General features: G+C 44.3%; 23 protein-coding genes. 1 reads left to right on the top strand and 22 read right to left on the bottom strand.

Annotation, left to right across the window (positions count from 1 at the left end; genetic code table 11):
- Nucleotides 1-28 precede the first annotated feature (28 nt).
- The 3 genes from FZC88_RS14330 to FZC88_RS14340 all read right to left on the bottom strand — a co-directional run bounded on the left by FZC88_RS14330 (nucleotide 29) and on the right by FZC88_RS14340 (nucleotide 2,071).
- A complete protein-coding gene (locus FZC88_RS14330; RefSeq protein WP_113970858.1) occupies nucleotides 29-487 on the bottom strand; it encodes an 8-oxo-dGTP diphosphatase in 459 nt (152 codons plus the stop codon).
- 420 nt (nucleotides 488-907) lie between these two features.
- Nucleotides 908-1,624, bottom strand: a complete 717-nt coding sequence (locus FZC88_RS14335) for a GDSL-type esterase/lipase family protein (protein ID WP_148995368.1) — start codon at nucleotides 1,622-1,624, stop codon at nucleotides 908-910.
- 132 nt (nucleotides 1,625-1,756) lie between these two features.
- Nucleotides 1,757-2,071 carry a MerR family transcriptional regulator gene (locus FZC88_RS14340; protein WP_148995369.1) on the bottom strand — a complete coding sequence of 105 codons (315 nt, stop codon included), beginning with the start codon at nucleotides 2,069-2,071 and terminating at the stop codon, nucleotides 1,757-1,759.
- Between the two features lie 182 nt (nucleotides 2,072-2,253).
- On the opposite strand from FZC88_RS14340, the gene FZC88_RS14345 reads away from it, so the two are divergent.
- Nucleotides 2,254-2,406, top strand: a complete 153-nt coding sequence (locus tag FZC88_RS14345) for a Fur-regulated basic protein FbpA (protein ID WP_148995370.1) — start codon at nucleotides 2,254-2,256, stop codon at nucleotides 2,404-2,406.
- Between the two features lie 55 nt (nucleotides 2,407-2,461).
- Here FZC88_RS14345 and trxB read toward each other — a convergent pair whose 3' ends face one another.
- From trxB to FZC88_RS14440, 19 genes are all read right to left on the bottom strand, one after another.
- The gene (trxB, locus tag FZC88_RS14350) at nucleotides 2,462-3,409 is read right to left on the bottom strand and encodes a thioredoxin-disulfide reductase (RefSeq protein WP_148995371.1); all 948 of its coding nucleotides are present in this window, start codon (nucleotides 3,407-3,409) and stop codon (nucleotides 2,462-2,464) included.
- A gap of 151 nt (nucleotides 3,410-3,560) precedes the next feature.
- Nucleotides 3,561-5,072: a tetratricopeptide repeat protein gene (locus FZC88_RS14355; RefSeq protein WP_148995372.1), complete on the bottom strand. Its 1,512-nt coding sequence runs from the start codon at nucleotides 5,070-5,072 to the stop codon at nucleotides 3,561-3,563.
- A gap of 123 nt (nucleotides 5,073-5,195) precedes the next feature.
- Nucleotides 5,196-5,825 (bottom strand): bifunctional phosphoribosyl-AMP cyclohydrolase/phosphoribosyl-ATP diphosphatase HisIE, encoded by a 630-nt coding sequence (gene hisIE / locus FZC88_RS14360; RefSeq protein ID WP_148995373.1) that lies wholly within the window; start codon nucleotides 5,823-5,825, stop codon nucleotides 5,196-5,198.
- Nucleotides 5,822-6,580 carry an imidazole glycerol phosphate synthase subunit HisF gene (gene hisF / locus FZC88_RS14365; protein WP_148995374.1) on the bottom strand — a complete coding sequence of 253 codons (759 nt, stop codon included), beginning with the start codon at nucleotides 6,578-6,580 and terminating at the stop codon, nucleotides 5,822-5,824. Before hisF ends, hisIE begins: the two co-directional genes overlap by 4 nt.
- Nucleotides 6,574-7,308, bottom strand: coding sequence for a 1-(5-phosphoribosyl)-5-[(5-phosphoribosylamino)methylideneamino]imidazole-4-carboxamide isomerase (gene hisA / locus FZC88_RS14370; RefSeq protein WP_148995375.1), 735 nt, complete (start codon nucleotides 7,306-7,308; stop codon nucleotides 6,574-6,576). Before hisA ends, hisF begins: the two co-directional genes overlap by 7 nt.
- Entirely contained in the window at nucleotides 7,305-7,940 is a 636-nt protein-coding gene (gene hisH, locus FZC88_RS14375; RefSeq protein WP_148995376.1) for an imidazole glycerol phosphate synthase subunit HisH, read from the bottom strand. The genes hisA and hisH overlap by 4 nt, the downstream gene beginning before the upstream one ends.
- Nucleotides 7,941-7,943: 3 nt before the next feature.
- Nucleotides 7,944-8,531, bottom strand: coding sequence for an imidazoleglycerol-phosphate dehydratase HisB (gene hisB / locus FZC88_RS14380; protein ID WP_148995377.1), 588 nt, complete (start codon nucleotides 8,529-8,531; stop codon nucleotides 7,944-7,946).
- Nucleotides 8,532-8,583: 52 nt separating this feature from the next.
- On the bottom strand, nucleotides 8,584-9,858 hold the full coding sequence (gene hisD, locus FZC88_RS14385) for a histidinol dehydrogenase (protein WP_148995378.1): 1,275 nt from the start codon (nucleotides 9,856-9,858) through the stop codon (nucleotides 8,584-8,586).
- 179 nt (nucleotides 9,859-10,037) lie between these two features.
- A complete protein-coding gene (gene hisG / locus FZC88_RS14390) occupies nucleotides 10,038-10,661 on the bottom strand; it encodes an ATP phosphoribosyltransferase (protein ID WP_148995379.1) in 624 nt (207 codons plus the stop codon).
- Nucleotides 10,658-11,845, bottom strand: a complete 1,188-nt coding sequence (locus FZC88_RS14395; RefSeq protein WP_148995380.1) for an ATP phosphoribosyltransferase regulatory subunit — start codon at nucleotides 11,843-11,845, stop codon at nucleotides 10,658-10,660. The genes hisG and FZC88_RS14395 overlap by 4 nt, the downstream gene beginning before the upstream one ends.
- A 222-nt stretch (nucleotides 11,846-12,067) precedes the next feature.
- On the bottom strand, nucleotides 12,068-12,607 hold the full coding sequence (locus tag FZC88_RS14400; RefSeq protein WP_148995381.1) for an acyltransferase: 540 nt from the start codon (nucleotides 12,605-12,607) through the stop codon (nucleotides 12,068-12,070).
- Complete coding sequence (ppaX, locus tag FZC88_RS14405; RefSeq protein WP_148995382.1) at nucleotides 12,604-13,254, bottom strand: pyrophosphatase PpaX; 651 nt, start codon at nucleotides 13,252-13,254, stop codon at nucleotides 12,604-12,606. Before ppaX ends, FZC88_RS14400 begins: the two co-directional genes overlap by 4 nt.
- Complete coding sequence (locus FZC88_RS14410; protein ID WP_148995383.1) at nucleotides 13,226-14,191, bottom strand: nucleoside recognition domain-containing protein; 966 nt, start codon at nucleotides 14,189-14,191, stop codon at nucleotides 13,226-13,228. The genes ppaX and FZC88_RS14410 overlap by 29 nt, the downstream gene beginning before the upstream one ends.
- A gap of 19 nt (nucleotides 14,192-14,210) precedes the next feature.
- Complete coding sequence (gene lgt, locus FZC88_RS14415) at nucleotides 14,211-15,047, bottom strand: prolipoprotein diacylglyceryl transferase (RefSeq protein ID WP_148995384.1); 837 nt, start codon at nucleotides 15,045-15,047, stop codon at nucleotides 14,211-14,213.
- Between the two features lie 48 nt (nucleotides 15,048-15,095).
- Nucleotides 15,096-16,031 (bottom strand): HPr(Ser) kinase/phosphatase, encoded by a 936-nt coding sequence (gene hprK / locus FZC88_RS14420; RefSeq protein ID WP_148995385.1) that lies wholly within the window; start codon nucleotides 16,029-16,031, stop codon nucleotides 15,096-15,098.
- A 144-nt stretch (nucleotides 16,032-16,175) separates the two neighbouring features.
- A complete protein-coding gene (locus tag FZC88_RS14425) occupies nucleotides 16,176-16,508 on the bottom strand; it encodes a hypothetical protein (protein ID WP_187443636.1) in 333 nt (110 codons plus the stop codon).
- A gap of 40 nt (nucleotides 16,509-16,548) precedes the next feature.
- Nucleotides 16,549-16,827 (bottom strand): hypothetical protein, encoded by a 279-nt coding sequence (locus FZC88_RS14430; protein ID WP_148995387.1) that lies wholly within the window; start codon nucleotides 16,825-16,827, stop codon nucleotides 16,549-16,551.
- 104 nt (nucleotides 16,828-16,931) lie between these two features.
- On the bottom strand, nucleotides 16,932-17,288 hold the full coding sequence (locus FZC88_RS14435) for a phage holin family protein (RefSeq protein ID WP_148995388.1): 357 nt from the start codon (nucleotides 17,286-17,288) through the stop codon (nucleotides 16,932-16,934).
- A complete protein-coding gene (locus FZC88_RS14440) occupies nucleotides 17,288-17,491 on the bottom strand; it encodes a PspC domain-containing protein (protein WP_148995389.1) in 204 nt (67 codons plus the stop codon). Before FZC88_RS14440 ends, FZC88_RS14435 begins: the two co-directional genes overlap by 1 nt.
- Nucleotide 17,492 lies beyond the last annotated feature (1 nt).

Raw genomic sequence — 17,492 nt, forward strand, 5'->3', positions numbered from 1 at the left:
GTAATGTTGTATATGAAAAGTTTGTTGATCAACTTGGATCTAATCGATAAGACAATAACTTGAAATCAGGAGTATAGGTAAACGTTCCATAAATCGTATTCTTTCCGTGCAAGAGGTAGTCCAGAATATGATAATCTCCTTCAGCCATCGGAAGGTCCTTAATATCCTCGATCGGATGCCATTTAATCTTACCTTCTTCCGATTCCTGAAGGTTGACCCCATCAGCTTCGGTTGCAAAGAAAGAAAACATCATCCACTCCGATTTAATCTGATCGCCTTCTTTAATAATGAACGTAAAGACACCTTTTAAATCGGGATTCTTTAAATAGATGCCCGTTTCCTCACGATACTCACGAATGACAGCGTCCCGGATTGATTCGCCGGACTCCATTTTCCCACCTGGAGCGACCCACCAATTCCTTCTTGGCTTTTGGAGAAGGAGCACCTTGTCTCCATCCAGATATAAACAATTTGTGACACGTTGCACTGCCTTCACCTCGATCTTGATGATTAGGGAGCCAATGAATACATTAGTCCCACTTTCAGTCATTCTCATTCCTTATATTATACTATGATTGAAGACAAGCTACAATGTCTTGGCTTGTTGTTTGAAGGTTGTCGATTGAAATCGAAAGATATTGGGACATGTTTCTACAAGAAGAGGATAGGTACAGATATATGTGCGGCACTATAACAGGAAAAAAAGAAAAAAAAATAGACACAGGCGAGTCCTGTGTCGTCTACGGGATTTATTACTTAAAAGGGGGTCAATTTCTTATTATTTATATTACCCGAAAATTGTTTCACTAGTGTTACAACAGATTTAAAACGGTATTACGGAATTGTTAAAGTATCACGACGGATTTGCAAAACTTCACAGATTCTGTTGAACATTGTCATTTCAGTGTTAAAATTCATAGTTTTTCATGATTTGGTCTGCAAGTAATTCGTATCCTTTACCATTTGGATGAAGAGAATCATGGAAATAGTTTTCCTTGGACTTCCCTTTAAACAACGGATTGGTTGAAACGTACTTTACGTTCTTGTGTTTTTCGGCTTCTTTCATCATGGATTCATTCCAATCGTCCACGTATGCCTCAATTTTATCACTATCTTTATCTGGATAAGGATTGTACAAACCTAACACGATGATGTCGGCTTCTTTATTGGCGGTTCCAACGATGTTTAAGATTTTATCCAAGTGGTCGAGATAATCCTTTTTGGCATCAACAATCTCATCATGATGAAGAGGAAATAAATCTCCCCCATTGTTTTTAATCAAATCATTGGTCCCGATGTTTATAATAAACACATCTGCTTCACTTAAATCTTCTGCTACCTCTGGTTTCACAATCTGTCCCAAGAGTTGATCAGATTGCTGTCCCGGTACTCCGAGGTTTTGAAAGCTATATGATTTCTTTGTATGCTCTTTATTTACTTTCTCTTCTAAACGACCGATATAACCCGCTTCTTTTTTATCACCATATCCATAGGTGAGGGAATCTCCCAATGCGATCACCCGTTTCTTAGATGATGACTTGGTCTCATCAGCAAAAAAACTAAAATACACGATGGGGATAAGGGCAAACAGTGCTATTAAAGAAACGATTTTCCATATTTTCATTCATGATCCGACCTTCCGAAATAAACTAGGATGACTTTCATAATGTTGGTTATTCCCTTTTTAGAGGGTTGTAATCCTGTTTATTTTTGGAAGTTATGAATCAATCGAATCGGTTTAAGAGGTCCGTCCCCCTTACTTCTTCTGAACCCCGAACCGCGCATTGAGCTGACCTCTTATCATTTTCTGCTTCGCTTCTTTTCTCTCTTTTCTGGATAGTTCATGTTTGATTTCTTTCGTGGTGACCCCTTCTTCTCGCTGGTCGGCGATGTCCATTAAGCGTTCCACGTCGGAAAAGGAGTATTTGCGATATCCCCGATTGGAACGCTGTGGAAAGATCAGATTCTTCTCTTCGTAATAGCGGATCTTTCTCTCGGTTAATCCGGTCAATTCACTGACGACACCAATTGATATCACTTTTTTATCCTTATAGGAAGGTTCATTATCCACGTTCTCCTCATCCTCCTAAGCAGGGAATATATTGATTATACATGTCCCTCTAACGGATTTGGACTAATATGTTAGAAAACCTGACAAAGAATTCTAAATTGGTAGAAAACTTAACAAACTAGAAGATTTATATTCAAAATCCCCCTACACTATGGATAACAATCCAAAAGGAGTGAACCCGGATGCCATTTTTACGTGAAGCCGTTGAAAAGCAGAGGCAGCAGTTTATTCGTCGGTTAGTAGAAGCTGGTGTTTACAAGCCATGTGATGAGGGGTTGAAGAAGCTGACGCTGTCGGAGTTGGTGTATGTGTTTAATAAGCATAAGAAAAGTTGAATTCATCAAAAAAAAGCCTTACGAAGGAAATCTCCTTTCGTAAGGCTTTCTTACATTAACCGTTTTTGACCTTCTCTTTCAGCTCTTCAATATAATGCTGAGCCGTTTGAGCGGCGATACTGCCGTCACCTGTTGCTGTAACGATTTGGCGAAGTTGTTTTTCGCGGACATCACCGGCAGCAAAGATTCCTGGAACCTTTGTTTCCATTTGTTCGTTAGTTTCAATATAGCCTTCAGAGTTGATGATTCCAAGGTTAGCAAATGGCTTCGTTAGTGGAAGCATTCCGATGTAGATGAAGACACCATCAGCCTGGAAATCAGTTTCTTCTCCATTTTCAGTGGATACAAGCGTCACACTTCCCACTTTGCCATCTTTGTCGTTGATTTCTTTCACCGTATGGTTCCAGATGAAATCAACTTTTTCGTTATCAAAGGCACGCTGTTGCAGGATCTTTTGAGCACGAAGCTCATCGCGACGGTGAACGATCGTTACTTTGTTAGCGAATCTTGTCAGGTAAACCCCTTCTTCTACAGCAGAGTCTCCTCCACCTACAACAACAAGGTCTTTTCCTTTAAAGAATGCTCCGTCACATACTGCACAGTAAGAAACTCCGCGTCCGCCAAGCTCTTTTTCACCAGGTACACCGATTTTTTTGTACTCTGCACCCGTTGTGATGATCACGGCACGGGCTTTGAATTCTTTTGAACCGGTTTTGACAATTTTAAACTCTTCTCCATCAACGATCTCTTTAATGTCTCCGTATGCGTATTCCGCACCGAATTTCTTCGCATGATCGAACATTTTATTAGAAAGATCAGGTCCCAGAATATGGTCGAAGCCCGGGTAGTTCTCCACTTCTTCCGTATTCGCCATTTGTCCGCCCGGTACTCCTCTTTCAAGCATAAGCGTTGAAAGACTTGCACGTGACGTATAAACAGCTGCAGTCATTCCTGCAGGGCCTGCACCTGCAATGATTACATCATAAATTTTTTCTTCAGACATGATGACATTCTCCTTCCGAAACAGTCGTAAGCATAATCTTTATTAAAATACTATGGTTAGAGGTAGTAATGGTGCTTGAGCCTTCCACCCATAGTATTAACTTCCTACACCTATCCTATAAAAAACAAGGTCACATCGTCCAAAAATATGCTCACGGAAGGTAACTTTCAACGACTGAGATATATTTTGTCAGTGTACTTGCAGATAAATTGAATCGATCACAAAGCTGCTTCTTCGTGACCTTTTCATTTCGCAGCCGACTCCATACGAATTCTGTTGCCGCTGCAAAAGCTTTGGCATTCTTGAAGGTTTCCCGTTCTTTTATGCCTCTGTATGCGATCGTAAACCAAGTAAGGAACAATCCGGACTCCACGCTTGTGATCGGACGATGATCCCCATAAAGGTGCAGAGCCACTTGATGCATATTCTGAATCTCCTGGTTCACTTTAATCGAGCTGTTTCCGTTGCTGTTTAACACTTGTGCTAAATAAACCTTTTCGACAATGGACAGGTCCTCCACATCACAGAAGTCAGCATGAGTTAGGATTGCTCTCTGATTATCCGAAATAGACGTAAGAAACAGACCGAATAATTTCTCTTCCGTATATTCACTTTGAAGCTTCTTCAATATCGATGTGACGTGATTTTCGAATCCCTCATCCTGCTTTTTATCGTTCCAAGGCTCGAGTCCTTCTTTTTCAGGGTTGATCTCCAATACCCTCTTCCACGCATTACGGGCTGTATCCTCATGACCCGTTTCATAAGCAGAATACGACAGCCAATAATAGAAGCTCGCATCGCCCTCGAAGCCAATCTTCTGAAGGGACTTCAACCAATCATAAGCCCGCTTCGAATGACCAACAAGCGCAAACGTAGCCCCCAGCTTGTAACGATGCTCATGAAGTAAGGGACGGACCTTCTCAAGACCCTGGATCAATTCGTCCAGCTCGTCATGACGCTTCTGATAGAAATAAAAAACAGCCGTATTGCACAAGGCATGAAGATTTCCAGGGTTCTTCTCCAGTACCTCTTCCAACGTAGCAGCTGCTTGGTCCACTTCTCCTAAGTAGAAGTAGGCAAGTGCTAAATTATTGTAAGCTGACCAGAATTCCGGATAATCTTCAATTACCTTCTGTAAAGTTTCCACGGCTTTCTGAAAATGCCCGGACTCAAGAAGATCTCTTGCTTTCTCCTGTTGGACGATAAGCTCATCATGCTCGTATAAATCGTCCACAATCAGATCGGAATCAAGCTCCAGAAGCTCTAATAAGTCTTCTGCATCCTCAACGAATTCACCATATTCTTCTTTATCAAGATAAGATGAAACCTGTTCGTACGCCTCTTTAAATAAGCCTAAATGGGCATAATTGTTGGCCAGAAAATAATGACACTCTGCCATACGGGGATCCAGATCATCCAAAATTTGATGCAATAAATCATTGGAACGCTTGTATTCACCAAGCTCTGTATACACAATCGATAATTGACAGGCAATCATCGGTTCTACTGGTTCTAATTGAAATGCTCTATTTAAATATTTTAACGATTTCTTAAGCTCTCGACGTTGATAAGCCTTCATCCCTTTGTTGTAGTAATACTCGCCAGTCGGGACAAAAGACAACACTTTCGCTTGCTCACTAACTAATTTTGACCCTTTTCTCATCAAAGTCCTCCGAAACGTTCATAGTATAACTACAGTAGTATATCATACAAAACCCCTGTACTAAACTACCATATTTTGAGGGACGGACCTTTGCGCGTACGCGAAGGTCCGTCCCTCAGGGAGTTATTTATTATGACGTTCCACAAGGACTTCTAACACATCCTGGAGTGGAAGTTTTTGTTCTCTTAAAAGGACGAGGACATGGTAGAACAGGTCGGCGACTTCCCATTTCAGTTCCTCACTGTCCCTGTTTTTCGCAGCGATGATTACTTCTGACGCTTCTTCGCCTACTTTTTTAAGGATTTTATCTACACCTTCTTCAAAGAGGTAGGTAGTGTACGCTCCTTCCGGCCTCTCGATTTCACGGTTTTCAATGAGTTTCTCCAGAGTGAGAAGGATATTTTCTGTTGATGATTTCTCCTCACCATACACTCCTTCATGGAAACAGCTTTCTTCCCCTTTATGACAGGCAGGGCCTTTTTTATCGACGAGGACAAGGATGGCATCTTTATCACAATCCCACGTGATGTTTTTGACGGTTTGGGTGTTCCCGCTTGTCTCACCTTTATGCCACAGCTCCCGGCGTGAACGGGAGAAAAACCACGTTTCTCCTGTCTCAACCGTTTTCTTGAGAGACGTTTCATTCATGTAGGCCAGTGTTAAAACTTCTTTTGTCGAAGCGTCCTGGATGATTGCAGGTACCAATCCTTTATCATCATACTTCACGGATGCGATCCAATTTTCATTTGTCATCGTACATGCACCTCCTGCTCTCTTAAGTAGCTCTTTACTTCTTCAACGCTCGTTTCTTTATAGTGAAAGATGGAGGCTGCAAGGGCCGCATCCGCTTTGCCTTCGGTGAATACTTCTTTGAAGTGCCCGGCATTTCCTGCACCGCCTGAAGCAATCACCGGAATCGAAACCGCTTCGCTGACTGCCTTCGTCAGTGCCAGATTGAACCCCTGCTTCTCTCCATCGCTATCCATGCTCGTTAACAAGATTTCTCCCGCACCGAGTGATTCTACTTTCTTCGCCCATTCAACGGCATCCAGATCTTTCAGCTTTCTGCCTCCATGGGTATAAACTTTCCAACCTTTGCTCTCTTCATCAAATTTGGCATCGATGGCCACTACGATACATTGAGATCCAAAGTAATCTGCTCCTTCACGGACAAGACCAGGACGCAGGACGGCTGCTGTGTTAAGAGAAACCTTGTCAGCTCCTGCGCGAAGGATGGCTTTCATATCTTCTACTGAGTTAATCCCCCCACCTACTGTAAAAGGGATAGCCAATTCCGCAGCTACATGCTGAACGACTTCCACCATCGTTTTCCGACCTTCATGTGAGGCTGAAATATCCAGGAAGACGAGTTCATCGGCACCTTGCTCGTCGTACACTTTAGCAAGCTCAACAGGGTCTCCCGCATCTCTCAGCTCCACAAATTGGATGCCTTTTACCACTCGTCCATCCTTCACGTCCAGACACGGAACAATCCGTTTCGTTAACATGTCTTCACCTCGTTTATTGCCTCGCCCACCGTGAACTTTCCTGTATAAAGTGATTTTCCGCAAATCGCACCGGAGACGCCTTGGTTTTCGTATTGCTTTAATTTCTTCAGATCTTCAAGTGAGCTAATGCCTCCAGATGCAATCACTGATTTCCCCGTTTGTTTGGCAAGATCCACAACCGCTTCAACATTGGGACCAGATAGCATTCCGTCTGTGGCAATATCGGTGAAAATGAACGTCTCCGCGCCGGCTTCAGCCAATTCTCTTCCAAGATCCACCGCTCTAAGGGAGGAAGTTTCCAACCAGCCATGAGTTGCCACATAGCCATCCTTTGCATCGAGTCCGATGGCAATCTTATCACCATATTCCGCCAGCCATTCCTTTACTAATTCAGTATTGGAAACCGCTATACTGCCTATGATGACACGGTCGACTCCCCGGCTTAAATAGTGCTCGATATCCTCTTTGGAGCGGATACCTCCACCAATCTGCACCTTGGCATCCAGCTTTTCTGCAACGGCGATCACGAATTCATCATTGATTCGGGAGCCTTCCTTTGCCCCATCAAGATCTACCATGTGAATCCACTCGGCCCCTTCATCGGCGAATTTCTTCGCCATATCAAACGAAGAGTCTCCATAAACCGTTTCTTGATTATAGTCACCTTGAACAAGGCGAACGCACTTTCCGCCCCTCATATCGATGGCTGGATAAATCGTAAAACTCACGAGACCGCCTCCTTCACTCGTTTTGTAAAGTTTTCTAACAGTTTCATTCCAAGGTCTCCGCTTTTTTCAGGATGAAACTGCATTCCGTATATATTTCCCCGACTCACGACGGCAGGGATTTCAACTCCTGCATAGTCAGCACTTGCCGCTATCACGTCCTTGGATCCTTCGTGTACATAATAGGAGTGAACGAAATACACATAACCTTCTGATAACCCTTCTAAAAGAGGGGATTTCTTTTGGTAACGCAGAAGATTCCACCCCATGTGAGGGACTTTGAATGAGTTTCCTTGGCTGTCCTCTTTCGGGATGTGAAGCACCTCACCTGGTAGAAGAGCCAATCCTTTTGTTGACCCATTCTCTTTACTTTCTTCAAAAAGGAGCTGCATGCCCAAACAAATGCCTAAGAGCGGCTTTCCACTTTGGGCAAAAGTAAGGATGGTTTCTTTTAAATGAGTGGTTTCGAGAAGGTTCATAGCATCTTTAAATGCTCCCACTCCGGGCAATATCAACCCATCTGCGTTCAGTAATTTCTCTTGTTGATCACTGATAAAATAAGGAACGTTCAACCGTTCGAGTGCTTTACTGACGCTGAACAGATTCCCCATCCCATAATCTACAATACCGATCATGAATTATAACATTCCCTTCGTTGACGGAACCCCTTTTACCCGGGGATCGATCGTGCTTGCTTCATCCAGGGCACGTCCCAGTGCTTTAAAGATCGCTTCAATGATATGGTGGGTATTGTGGCCATAATGAACGATGACATGAAGATTCATCCGTGCTTCAAGAGCAAGCTTCCAAAGGAATTCATGAATCAGTTCCGTATCGAAGGTCCCGACTTTCTGACTTGGAAGTTCTGCACGGAACTCGAGGTGAGGACGATTACTCAGGTCCACCACGACTTGGGCAAGGGCCTCATCCATGGGAACCATGGCTGAGCCGTAACGCTTGATCCCTTTTTTGTCTCCCAGTGACTCAAGTAACGCCTGTCCCAAGCAAATGCCGATATCTTCAGTGGTGTGATGGTCATCCACTTCAATATCGCCATTGGCCTCGATCGTACAATCAAATTGTCCATGTTTTATGAACAAATCCAGCATATGACTCATGAATGGGACCCCTGTCTCTACTTTAGAGTTCCCCTCTCCATCGATTCCAAAATTCAAACGAATATCCGTTTCATTCGTCTTTCGCACAATCTCTGCCCTTCTCACCATGATGTCCTCCTTATTGGAGGGACGGACCTCTGCAGAGGTCCGTCCCTCTTCCCTATTTTTCTTTATTGAATCGAATCTCCACCGCCCTTGCATGGGCTTCAAGACCTTCCAAGCGGGCAAGTTTTGCGATTTTTTGATAATTTTGCTGCAGTGCTGTCTCACTATAGGAAATGACACTTGTCTTTTTCATAAATTCATCTACATTTAATGGACTTGAAAAACGTGCTGTCCCGTTCGTCGGGAGTACGTGATTCGGTCCTGCAAAGTAATCCCCTACAGGCTCGGAACTGTAACGGCCAAGGAAGATTGCTCCGGCATGACGGATTCTCGCCATCGTTTCAAACGGCTTCTCCGTTAATATCTCTAAATGCTCCGCTGCGAGTTGATTCACAACATCAATACCTTCTTCTATGTCTCTCGTCACATAGATGGCCCCGAAATCACTGATGGATTGACGGGCAATGTCTTCTCTTGGAAGGGAGGAAACCTGTCGTTCCACCTGTAAGGATACCTCTTCTGCCAATGCAGACGAATTCGTCACGAGAACGGCAGATGCAAACACATCATGTTCTGCCTGTGAAAGAAGGTCAGCGGCAATTTCATCTGCACGCTGATGCTCATCGGCCAGGATCACGATTTCACTCGGACCGGCGATCATATCAATATCCACATCGCCGAATACTTCGCGTTTTGCCAGGGCGACATAAATGTTCCCCGGTCCAGTTATTTTATCCACGGGAGTGATGGATTCAGTTCCATATGCAAGTGCGGCTACCGCTTGAGCACCGCCGACTTTAAAGATGTCTTCCACTCCGGCAATTTTCGCTGCAACCAACACGCCGGGAGAAAGCTTCCCATCCTTTCCAGGAGGAGAAACCATCGTGATTCGTTTGACTCCCGCGACTTTAGCAGGCAGCACATTCATCAATACAGAGGAAGGATATGCAGCCGTTCCACCCGGCACGTACACACCGACTGAATCAAGGGGAGTCAGCTTTTGGCCAAGCATGGTTCCATCCTCATTCGTTGTAAACCAGGAAGACCTTTTTTGTTTCTCATGAAAGTCACGGATATTATCCGCTGCTTCTTCAATGATGGAAATCATCTCAGAATCCAGAGAAGCGAAGGCTTCCTCGATTTCACTCTGCGAAACTTTGTAGTTCTCTAATTGAACCCTATCAAATTTCTCTGTATACTCACGGATTGCGAGGTCGCCATTTTTCTGCACCGAAGAAATAATCCCCTGAACCGCTCTTCGCTGCTCCTCTGTACCACTGTCGACCGAGCGCTTAATCGACGCCCCGCTTATATCCTTAACAATCTTCATACAATTCACCAGCCTTCGAGAGGGACGGACCTGCTTACGAAAGCAGATGTCGTAATCCCTATGTAATCTATATTTAGAGGGACGGACCTTGCCTGAATAAACAAGCTTCCGAACCTCAGAGTCTCTTTATTAGTGTTGAAATCCCTGTATTAACCTGCTCCAGGCAAGGTCCGTCCCTCTCACCCGATGATGCGTGTCAGCCGGGTGACGAGGTCTTCGATTTTTTCGTCTTTCATTCGGTAGCTGACGGGGTTGACGATGAGTCTGGAGGTGATGTTAACGATGGTTTCGTATTCAACCAGACCATTTTCCTTCAGGGTTCTTCCCGTTGAGACGATATCGACGATGCGGTCAGCAAGTCCGATTAATGGGGCAAGCTCAATGGAACCGTTTAGTTTAATGATTTCCACCTGCTCACCCTGCTCGCGGAAATAGGAAGACGCAACATTCGGATATTTAGTTGCAATTTTCGGTGCCACATCACTCATTTTTGTATCCGGCAGTCCTGCGACTGCCAAGTAACAGCCACTGATCCGCAAATCCAGGAGCTCATATACGTCCCGCTCTTCTTCCAGCATAACGTCCTTACCGGCAATCCCTAAATCAGCGACTCCATGCTCCACATACGTCGGAACATCCATGGGTTTTGCCAGGATAAATCGTAAATCTTCCTGTGGTACTTCGATGATCAGCTTCCTCGAATCATCGAATTCAGGCGGCAGATTGTAATCTGCCTTCCTTAATAGTTCCACGGCTTCTTCAAATATCCTGCCTTTAGGCATGGCAATGGTTAACGCACTCATGATGTTTCACCGCCTTTCGGATCCTGTCCCACTACGAAGTGCACATTGCTGAAGCCCTTCGTAAACTCGTCCACATCTCCTACACCCTTCCAGTTCTGCAGCACCACTTTAACTCCTTCGCTTCGCAGCTCATGGGCAAGGCCAATAGCCTCTTTCCTCCGCTCATCACTGAACAGCACACATTGCTGAAGGGTGGAAGTTAACTCAACCTGCATCGCTTCAAGCACATAATCGAGACGCAATCCAAAGCCTGTCGCACCGGAGTTCTTCCCGAATTTTTCAAGCAGCTTGTCGTAGCGGCCGCCATTTCCGATCGCAAATCCCACATTTTCTCCGTACACTTCAAATAAAATACCGGAATAATAACTCATGTGACTGACCAGACTCAAGTCGAACTTCACATACTGCTCCACTTCGTAATCTTTTAAAATACTCCACAGATCTTTCAGCTGTTTTAATGCGTTCAGTCCTTTTTCCCCTTCTAAAAGAGAGTGGGCTTCTCCCAGCACATTTTCTGAACCCCGCAATTGCAGGAAACGGAACAATCTCTGTTTATCGATGGATGAGAGAGCCAGCTCATTGACATGCTGACGATATCCAACATAATTCTTCTCATATAAATATCTTCTTAACGTATCCGCCCGTTCTTCTGTACCGACGATTTGAGTGAACAGTTCCTGAACAAATCCGATGTGGCCGATGGAAATCTTGAAATGTTCCAACCCTGCTTCTTTTAAAACCGATACCATCAGGGCAATTACCTCAGCATCGGCACTGACTGAATCATCACCGATACATTCGATTCCCACTTGTTCAAATTCTGCCGGACGCCCGCCTTCCCGCTGCTGGGCCCTGAACACAGAATTCGAGTATGCCAGTCGCAGTGGTGCTTCATCCTTTAATAATTTTGACGCGGCAATCCGGGCAATCGGTGCTGTCATATCAGGTCTTAACACAAGGGTATGACCCTGTTGATCCAGAAGCTTGAATAGCTGCTGATCTAATATCGCCGATGCCTCACCAACTGTTTCATAATATTCAAGGCTGGGAGTCTCGATGAACTTGTAACCCCACAGCTTCATCGCCTGTTCCATTTTTTTTTTCGTCTGATCTTTAATTTCATATAAATCAGGAAATGTATCTCTCATTCCCAATGGCTTCTCGAACATGAATAACTTAGTCATAAGAACCACCTTTGGCGTATTAATTCATCTATTTTTCCCCAGTTAAGGGATTGCTACTACTTCTCGATTATTCAGAAATCCTTTAGTTCGCTAATGTGCTAATAAAATAAAGTTATTTGTAGTGTAGCGTTTCTTATTTTATTCGTCAACCGTTTGATTGGTGGATTTTTTAATAAAATAAAAAAGGCAAAAATAGAACTCAGTCTATCTTTGCCTTTTCCCTTATTCTTCTCTTTTCAATCCGTAGATGGCATCTTCTCGCCAGCGTTCGGCAAGTTCCTCTTTGGTGTAGATGATCCGCATGGGATTTCCACCGACGAACGCTCCTGACGGGACGTCTTTATGTACGAGGGTACCTGCCGATACGATGGCTCCGTCGCCAATCTGAACACCCGGTAATATCGTGGTGTTGGCCCCGATCATCACTTCCGATCCGATTTCCACATCACCTAATCGGTATTCCTTGATCAGGTATTCATGGGCAAGGATCGTCGTATTGTACCCGATGACCGTATTACGCCCGACCGATATTTTCTCTGGAAACATCACGTCAAGCATCACCATGAGGGCAAATGACGTATGTTCACCGATCTTCATCCTCAAAAAAGTCTTGTACAACCAGTTTTTCATCCCCAAAAAGGGTGTGTACCTTGCCAGTTGAATCACGATGAAATTTTTGACGACCTTCCCGAAAGGAACGGTTTTGTAAACATGCCAGAGAGAATTTGCTCCTTCTACAGGGTATCGGGTCGTTCGTCTCATGCAGTCGGAACTCCAACAATCGGTAATAAGTCTTTCATATTATCCAGCATGAAATCCGGTTCGTAGTGAGCCAGATGCTCTCTTCCCTTTGCACTCCACGCGACACCTGCCGACAGCACTCCTGCATTTTTCCCGGCTAAAATGTCGTGGTGATTGTCCCCGATCATGATTGCTTCTTCAGGCGAGGACCCCAATGCCACGAGAGCTTTCTCAATCGGTTCAGGATGAGGCTTTGCGTTCTCTACTTCGTCCAGGGTGATGATGACTTCAAAGAACGGACGAAGATTCATAAGGTCCAATCCTTTTAACACAACGTCACGGACTTTCGTTGAGACAATCGCTAATTTGTATCCATTTTCGTAAAGGGCTTGAACGGTTTCATACACCCCTTCAAACTCAGTCACAAGTGAATCATGATGCTCATGATTATAAGCACGGTAATGAACACACATTTCCTCCATCCTGTCAGGATCCAGTCCTCCAAATGACTCTTCCAATGGTGGCCCCATAAAAGGATGAACGTCCTTTTCTTCGTACTGCCCTGGATAATAATGATTCAATGTATGCAAAAAGGAAGAAATGATTAAATCATTGGTATTGATCAATGTTCCGTCTAAGTCAAATAATATTGTTGTAATCCTGCTCATAATGTCTCTCCTTTTCTTTCTTTGCATCGACCCTGTTCCAAATGTAGGCAACCGCCATCGTTAACAATATCGCAGTGACCAGCCTGATGATCAGGAGGGGCAGTACAGGAATGCCGAGTGGAATAAAGATTAACGTATCCTCCACCACTGCGTGACATGCGACTAAAAAGATAAAGGCGATTGTGACATCCTTCTTACTCACTCCATCTTCTTTTACTGCCTGGATCATGACTCCTGCTCCGTATGCCAGCCCGATGACGAGTCCCGCTACCATCGTGGAAGATGTATTTGCGTTCATGCCAAGTGCCCGTGTCGCAGGGGACATCCAGCGTGAAAAAACATCCATCCATTTCAGATCTTTCATTACTTGAATAATCATCATAAGAGGAATGACGATAAGAGCTAATTGGAGGACACCAAACCCTGCTTTTTCAAGTCCCAGGAGAATGATTTCTCCCCATCCGTCCGGCTCGGCTTGTTGCGGAGGCATCATTCCGTACTTGGCGATTTCAGATCCACCCTTCCAAACGAGATTGATGACAACCGCAGATATCAGGGCCAACCCGACCCTTACAGCGACTATCAGCCAAATCTTCACGCCCACCTTTGCGGCTACCGTTGATTCAATGAACAAATTATGAGAGAAGGAAAGCATCACGGCAATGATGAATACTTCTTTCACCGTTAAATCAAGGGATAGGATTCCTCCGATACCTGCGTACAAGTTAAGAAAATTGCCCAATACAAGAGGAATGGCCGCATCACCTGAAAGCCCGATAAGCTTCATGAACGGAGAAATCTTCTCCATGACCCAAGGAAGGACAGGTGTATATTGAAGCAAAAACACGATCAGCGTGATCGGAAAGATGACTTTTCCCAGTGACCACGTTGTTTTCAAACCTGTAAGTCCGCCATTCTTCAAAGATGACATCCACATACGCCCTACTCTCCTTTTGTTAAGCGTTTACGCTATCCGTCTTTTCATCATATGCCTTCTTCGCAAGGCCGGCTTTTCTTCTGTAAAAGAACACACCGATCGCTCCAATGATAAGAACAATCGAAATCACTTGTGCGAATCGTAAAGACCCCATCATCAGACTGTCCGTTCTCAATCCTTCAACAAAGAATCGACCGATGGAATACCAAATCACATATGTTAAGAACAGTTCTCCACGACGAAGACTGCTTGCTTTTCTTCTCAGGACAAGAAGAAGAATCAATCCGGCAAAACTCCATAGAGATTCGTACAGGAATGTAGGGTGATAGTACACTCCATTAATATACATTTGATTAATGATGAAATCAGGAAGCATCAGACTTTCAAGAAACGCACGGGACACTTCTCCACCATGGGCCTCCTGGTTTACAAAGTTCCCCCAGCGACCGATTGCCTGACCTAAAATAATGCTCGGTGCCGCAATATCAACTAGCTTCCAGAACGACAGCCCTTTGATTTTGGCAAATACAATCGTGGTGAGGACAGAACCGATCAACGCACCATGGATGGCGATTCCACCATTCCAGACTTTAATGATATCCCCGGGGTGATCGGCATAATAGTTATCCCATTCAAAGATGACATAATAAGCACGGGCACAAATGATGGCGATGGGAATCGCCCAAACGAGCAAATCGATGAATGTATCGGGGTGAAGACCCAGTCTTTTGCTCTCACGAATGACTAAATAGAGTCCTAATGCGATCCCAAGTCCGATGATGACACCGTACCAATGTACTTGGATCGGACCGAGTGAAATGGCAATGGAATCTATTGGCGTAATGTTCTCGTTCATTTTGTCTCTCCTTTTTTTCCATTAAGTTGGCTTATGAATGTTATCGGATCAGATATCTTCATTCTCTCCATCTTCAATCACATCAGACAACCGGTTTGTAAATTGCTCTGCTGCATTTACGCCCATTCGTTTCAGACGGAAGTTCATGGCAGCCACCTCGATGATAACCGCGAGATTTCGTCCGGGACGAACAGGTACGGTGTATTTAGTGATATCCGTATCGATGATTTTCATCGTCTCTTCTTCCAGTCCAAGACGGTCGTACTGTTTCGTTTTATCCCATAGCTCAAGATTGATGCAAAGGGTAATGCGCTTATGGCTGCGGACCGCTCCTGCACCAAATAACGTCATGACATTGATGATCCCCAAACCGCGAATTTCCAACAGATGTTCAATCAATTCAGGAGAGCTGCCGATCAGCGTATCCATGTCTTCCTGGCGAATTTCGACACAATCATCCGCTACAAGACGATGGCCTCTTTTCACTAGTTCAAGAGCGGTTTCACTTTTACCGACACCGCTTTTTCCTGTGATCAATACTCCGACTCCATAAATATCAACTAGTACACCATGAATCGCCGTTGTTGGGGCAAGCTTACTTTCCAGATAGTTAGTCAGCCTCGAAGAGAATCGGGTAGTTTTCATGGATGAACGCATGACAGGAACATCATAACGATTCGATGCTTCCACCAGCTCAGGCGGGATCTCCAGGTCTCTGGAAATGATGATACCAGGCGTAATATCTGTACAAAGCGCTTCCATTCTGCGCTTACGTTCTGCTTCATCTAATAACTCCAGAAAAGATAACTCGGTTTTTCCCAATAGTTGTATCCGTTCTGCAGGATAGTAGTTGAAATAACCGGCCATCTCCAAGCCTGGACGGGAAATGTCACTCGTTGTAATTGGTCTATGTAAGCCTTCTTCTCCACCGACAAGCTCTAATTTAAACTTCTCGACGATATCTTTAGTGCGGACCTTTGCCACATGCAGCTCCTCCTTCACGTTACACTCGCTTCATATTTATAAACGATTCTTACTCTAACCTATTTTAGCAATTATAGAAAAAAGCGCAAGGCAGCTTACTTGGTGAAGAAGCACTGAAACAAACGAATAGAAGCGCAGCCTTGGCTACGCTTCTATAAATGCTTTGATGTTCGTCAAGATCTGTTTATGAATAGAAATGGAATCCAGGACATGAAAATCATGTTCAAGGCTGTGGTTGGCCCCTTTAATGAGATGCATGTGCAGGCGGTGGTTCGACTTTAATTCATTAAATCGAGCTTCTTCATAGTGACGGTCCGCATCCCCAATAATATAGAGACCTTCCTGCTCACTACCCAGCATCGCTTGAAATACCTCATCTTCTTTAAGTAACGGAGTTAACCAGATGAGCTTTGCATTTTGAAAAGACTTTCTTGCTAATTCATTACTTAATGCAATGGTACCGAATGACTTAGCCACCATGTGAATATGCGGATAGTTCTTTCCTCGTAAAACCTGATCAAATTTCCTTCACATCGTGCTTTAAAGCATCATCTACTTCATCTATAGAAAATCCTTCATAGTCTGGCGTGGCATATTGATAGTTAATATGTAGCACGTCATATCCTTTATGTAAGTAGATTCCCGTTGAATAGTGAAGCAAAGGTGCCTGCACGGTGTACCCCAATCCTGGCAGGATGATGGCGATTCCTTCCGCCTCTTCTCCTTGGGACATTAATAATGTGTAAGGCACTTCGATGTCGCGATACCCCTTAATTGCATCCGATGTAACTTTCATGATTCAACCCTCCCATTCCCAAGTATTTCTATATCAATATAAAAATCCCCTTTTTTCCCACAAAAAAACTCCGGCTCAACAATCAAGCCGGAGTCTTTTCCTATTTACTTCTCTTCCATCGGATCCATGACGGCTTTTTGAATCACCAGATTGGCAAGGGACAAAATGATCGATGCCAGAAAAGCCATGCCAAAACCGGATAACTCAAAGCTGCTTCCCATCAGTCCATCAGTCAGCAGTAACGTAATGGCGTTAATGACGAAGAGAAACAGCCCCAGAGATAAAATCGTCACCGGCAGAGTCAGGATAATCAAAATCGGTTTCACCAGAACATTCAGTATCGATAGAATAAAGCTGGCTCCTACCGCTGCCCCGAACCCGGATACTTCAAATCCTTCAAAAAATCCTGCCAATGCAATAAAGATTACTGCATTGATTAAAATTCCAATAATCCATCTCATTATTTGATGGCTTCCTCCTCATTTGGCAGCACGAAGGCCAATAAACCGTATACGACAGCCAGAGGGAAGAATCCCGTCGGAATGAGCAGGATGATGAAAATCACCCTTAGAATCGTTGCATCGATCCTTACATAACGGGACAAACCCCCAAGCACCCCGGCAAGCTTTCTGTCAGACCTTGATCGTGCTAATTGTTTTCTCATC

This window comes from Rossellomorea aquimaris, assembly GCF_008180865.1.
GTDB classification, from domain to species: domain Bacteria; phylum Bacillota; class Bacilli; order Bacillales; family Bacillaceae_B; genus Rossellomorea; species Rossellomorea yichunensis.

Excerpts from the sequence above, each read along its gene's own strand:
- FZC88_RS14395 (WP_148995380.1), bottom strand. The coding sequence starts at position 11,845 with ATGACTAAGTTATTCATGTTCGAGAAGCCATTGGGAATGAGAGATACA.
- FZC88_RS14335 (WP_148995368.1), bottom strand. The coding sequence starts at position 1,624 with ATGAAAATATGGAAAATCGTTTCTTTAATAGCACTGTTTGCCCTTATC.
- hisH (WP_148995376.1), bottom strand. The coding sequence starts at position 7,940 with ATGATCGGTATTGTAGATTATGGGATGGGGAATCTGTTCAGCGTCAGT.
- ppaX (WP_148995382.1), bottom strand. The coding sequence starts at position 13,254 with ATGAGCAGGATTACAACAATATTATTTGACTTAGACGGAACATTGATC.
- FZC88_RS14440 (WP_148995389.1), bottom strand. The coding sequence starts at position 17,491 with ATGAGAAAACAATTAGCACGATCAAGGTCTGACAGAAAGCTTGCCGGG.
- FZC88_RS14410 (WP_148995383.1), bottom strand. The coding sequence starts at position 14,191 with ATGTGGATGTCATCTTTGAAGAATGGCGGACTTACAGGTTTGAAAACA.
- hisF (WP_148995374.1), bottom strand. The coding sequence starts at position 6,580 with ATGTTAACGAAACGGATTGTTCCGTGTCTGGACGTGAAGGATGGACGA.
- hisIE (WP_148995373.1), bottom strand. The coding sequence starts at position 5,825 with ATGACAAATGAAAATTGGATCGCATCCGTGAAGTATGATGATAAAGGA.
- hisD (WP_148995378.1), bottom strand. The coding sequence starts at position 9,858 with ATGAAGATTGTTAAGGATATAAGCGGGGCGTCGATTAAGCGCTCGGTC.
- FZC88_RS14435 (WP_148995388.1), bottom strand. The coding sequence starts at position 17,288 with ATGAGATGGATTATTGGAATTTTAATCAATGCAGTAATCTTTATTGCA.
- lgt (WP_148995384.1), bottom strand. The coding sequence starts at position 15,047 with ATGAACGAGAACATTACGCCAATAGATTCCATTGCCATTTCACTCGGT.
- trxB (WP_148995371.1), bottom strand. The coding sequence starts at position 3,409 with ATGTCTGAAGAAAAAATTTATGATGTAATCATTGCAGGTGCAGGCCCT.
- FZC88_RS14355 (WP_148995372.1), bottom strand. The coding sequence starts at position 5,072 with ATGAGAAAAGGGTCAAAATTAGTTAGTGAGCAAGCGAAAGTGTTGTCT.
- FZC88_RS14400 (WP_148995381.1), bottom strand. The coding sequence starts at position 12,607 with ATGAGACGAACGACCCGATACCCTGTAGAAGGAGCAAATTCTCTCTGG.
- FZC88_RS14345 (WP_148995370.1), top strand. The coding sequence starts at position 2,254 with ATGCCATTTTTACGTGAAGCCGTTGAAAAGCAGAGGCAGCAGTTTATT.
- hisB (WP_148995377.1), bottom strand. The coding sequence starts at position 8,531 with ATGGTGAGAAGGGCAGAGATTGTGCGAAAGACGAATGAAACGGATATT.
- FZC88_RS14430 (WP_148995387.1), bottom strand. The coding sequence starts at position 16,827 with ATGAAAGTTACATCGGATGCAATTAAGGGGTATCGCGACATCGAAGTG.
- hisG (WP_148995379.1), bottom strand. The coding sequence starts at position 10,661 with ATGAGTGCGTTAACCATTGCCATGCCTAAAGGCAGGATATTTGAAGAA.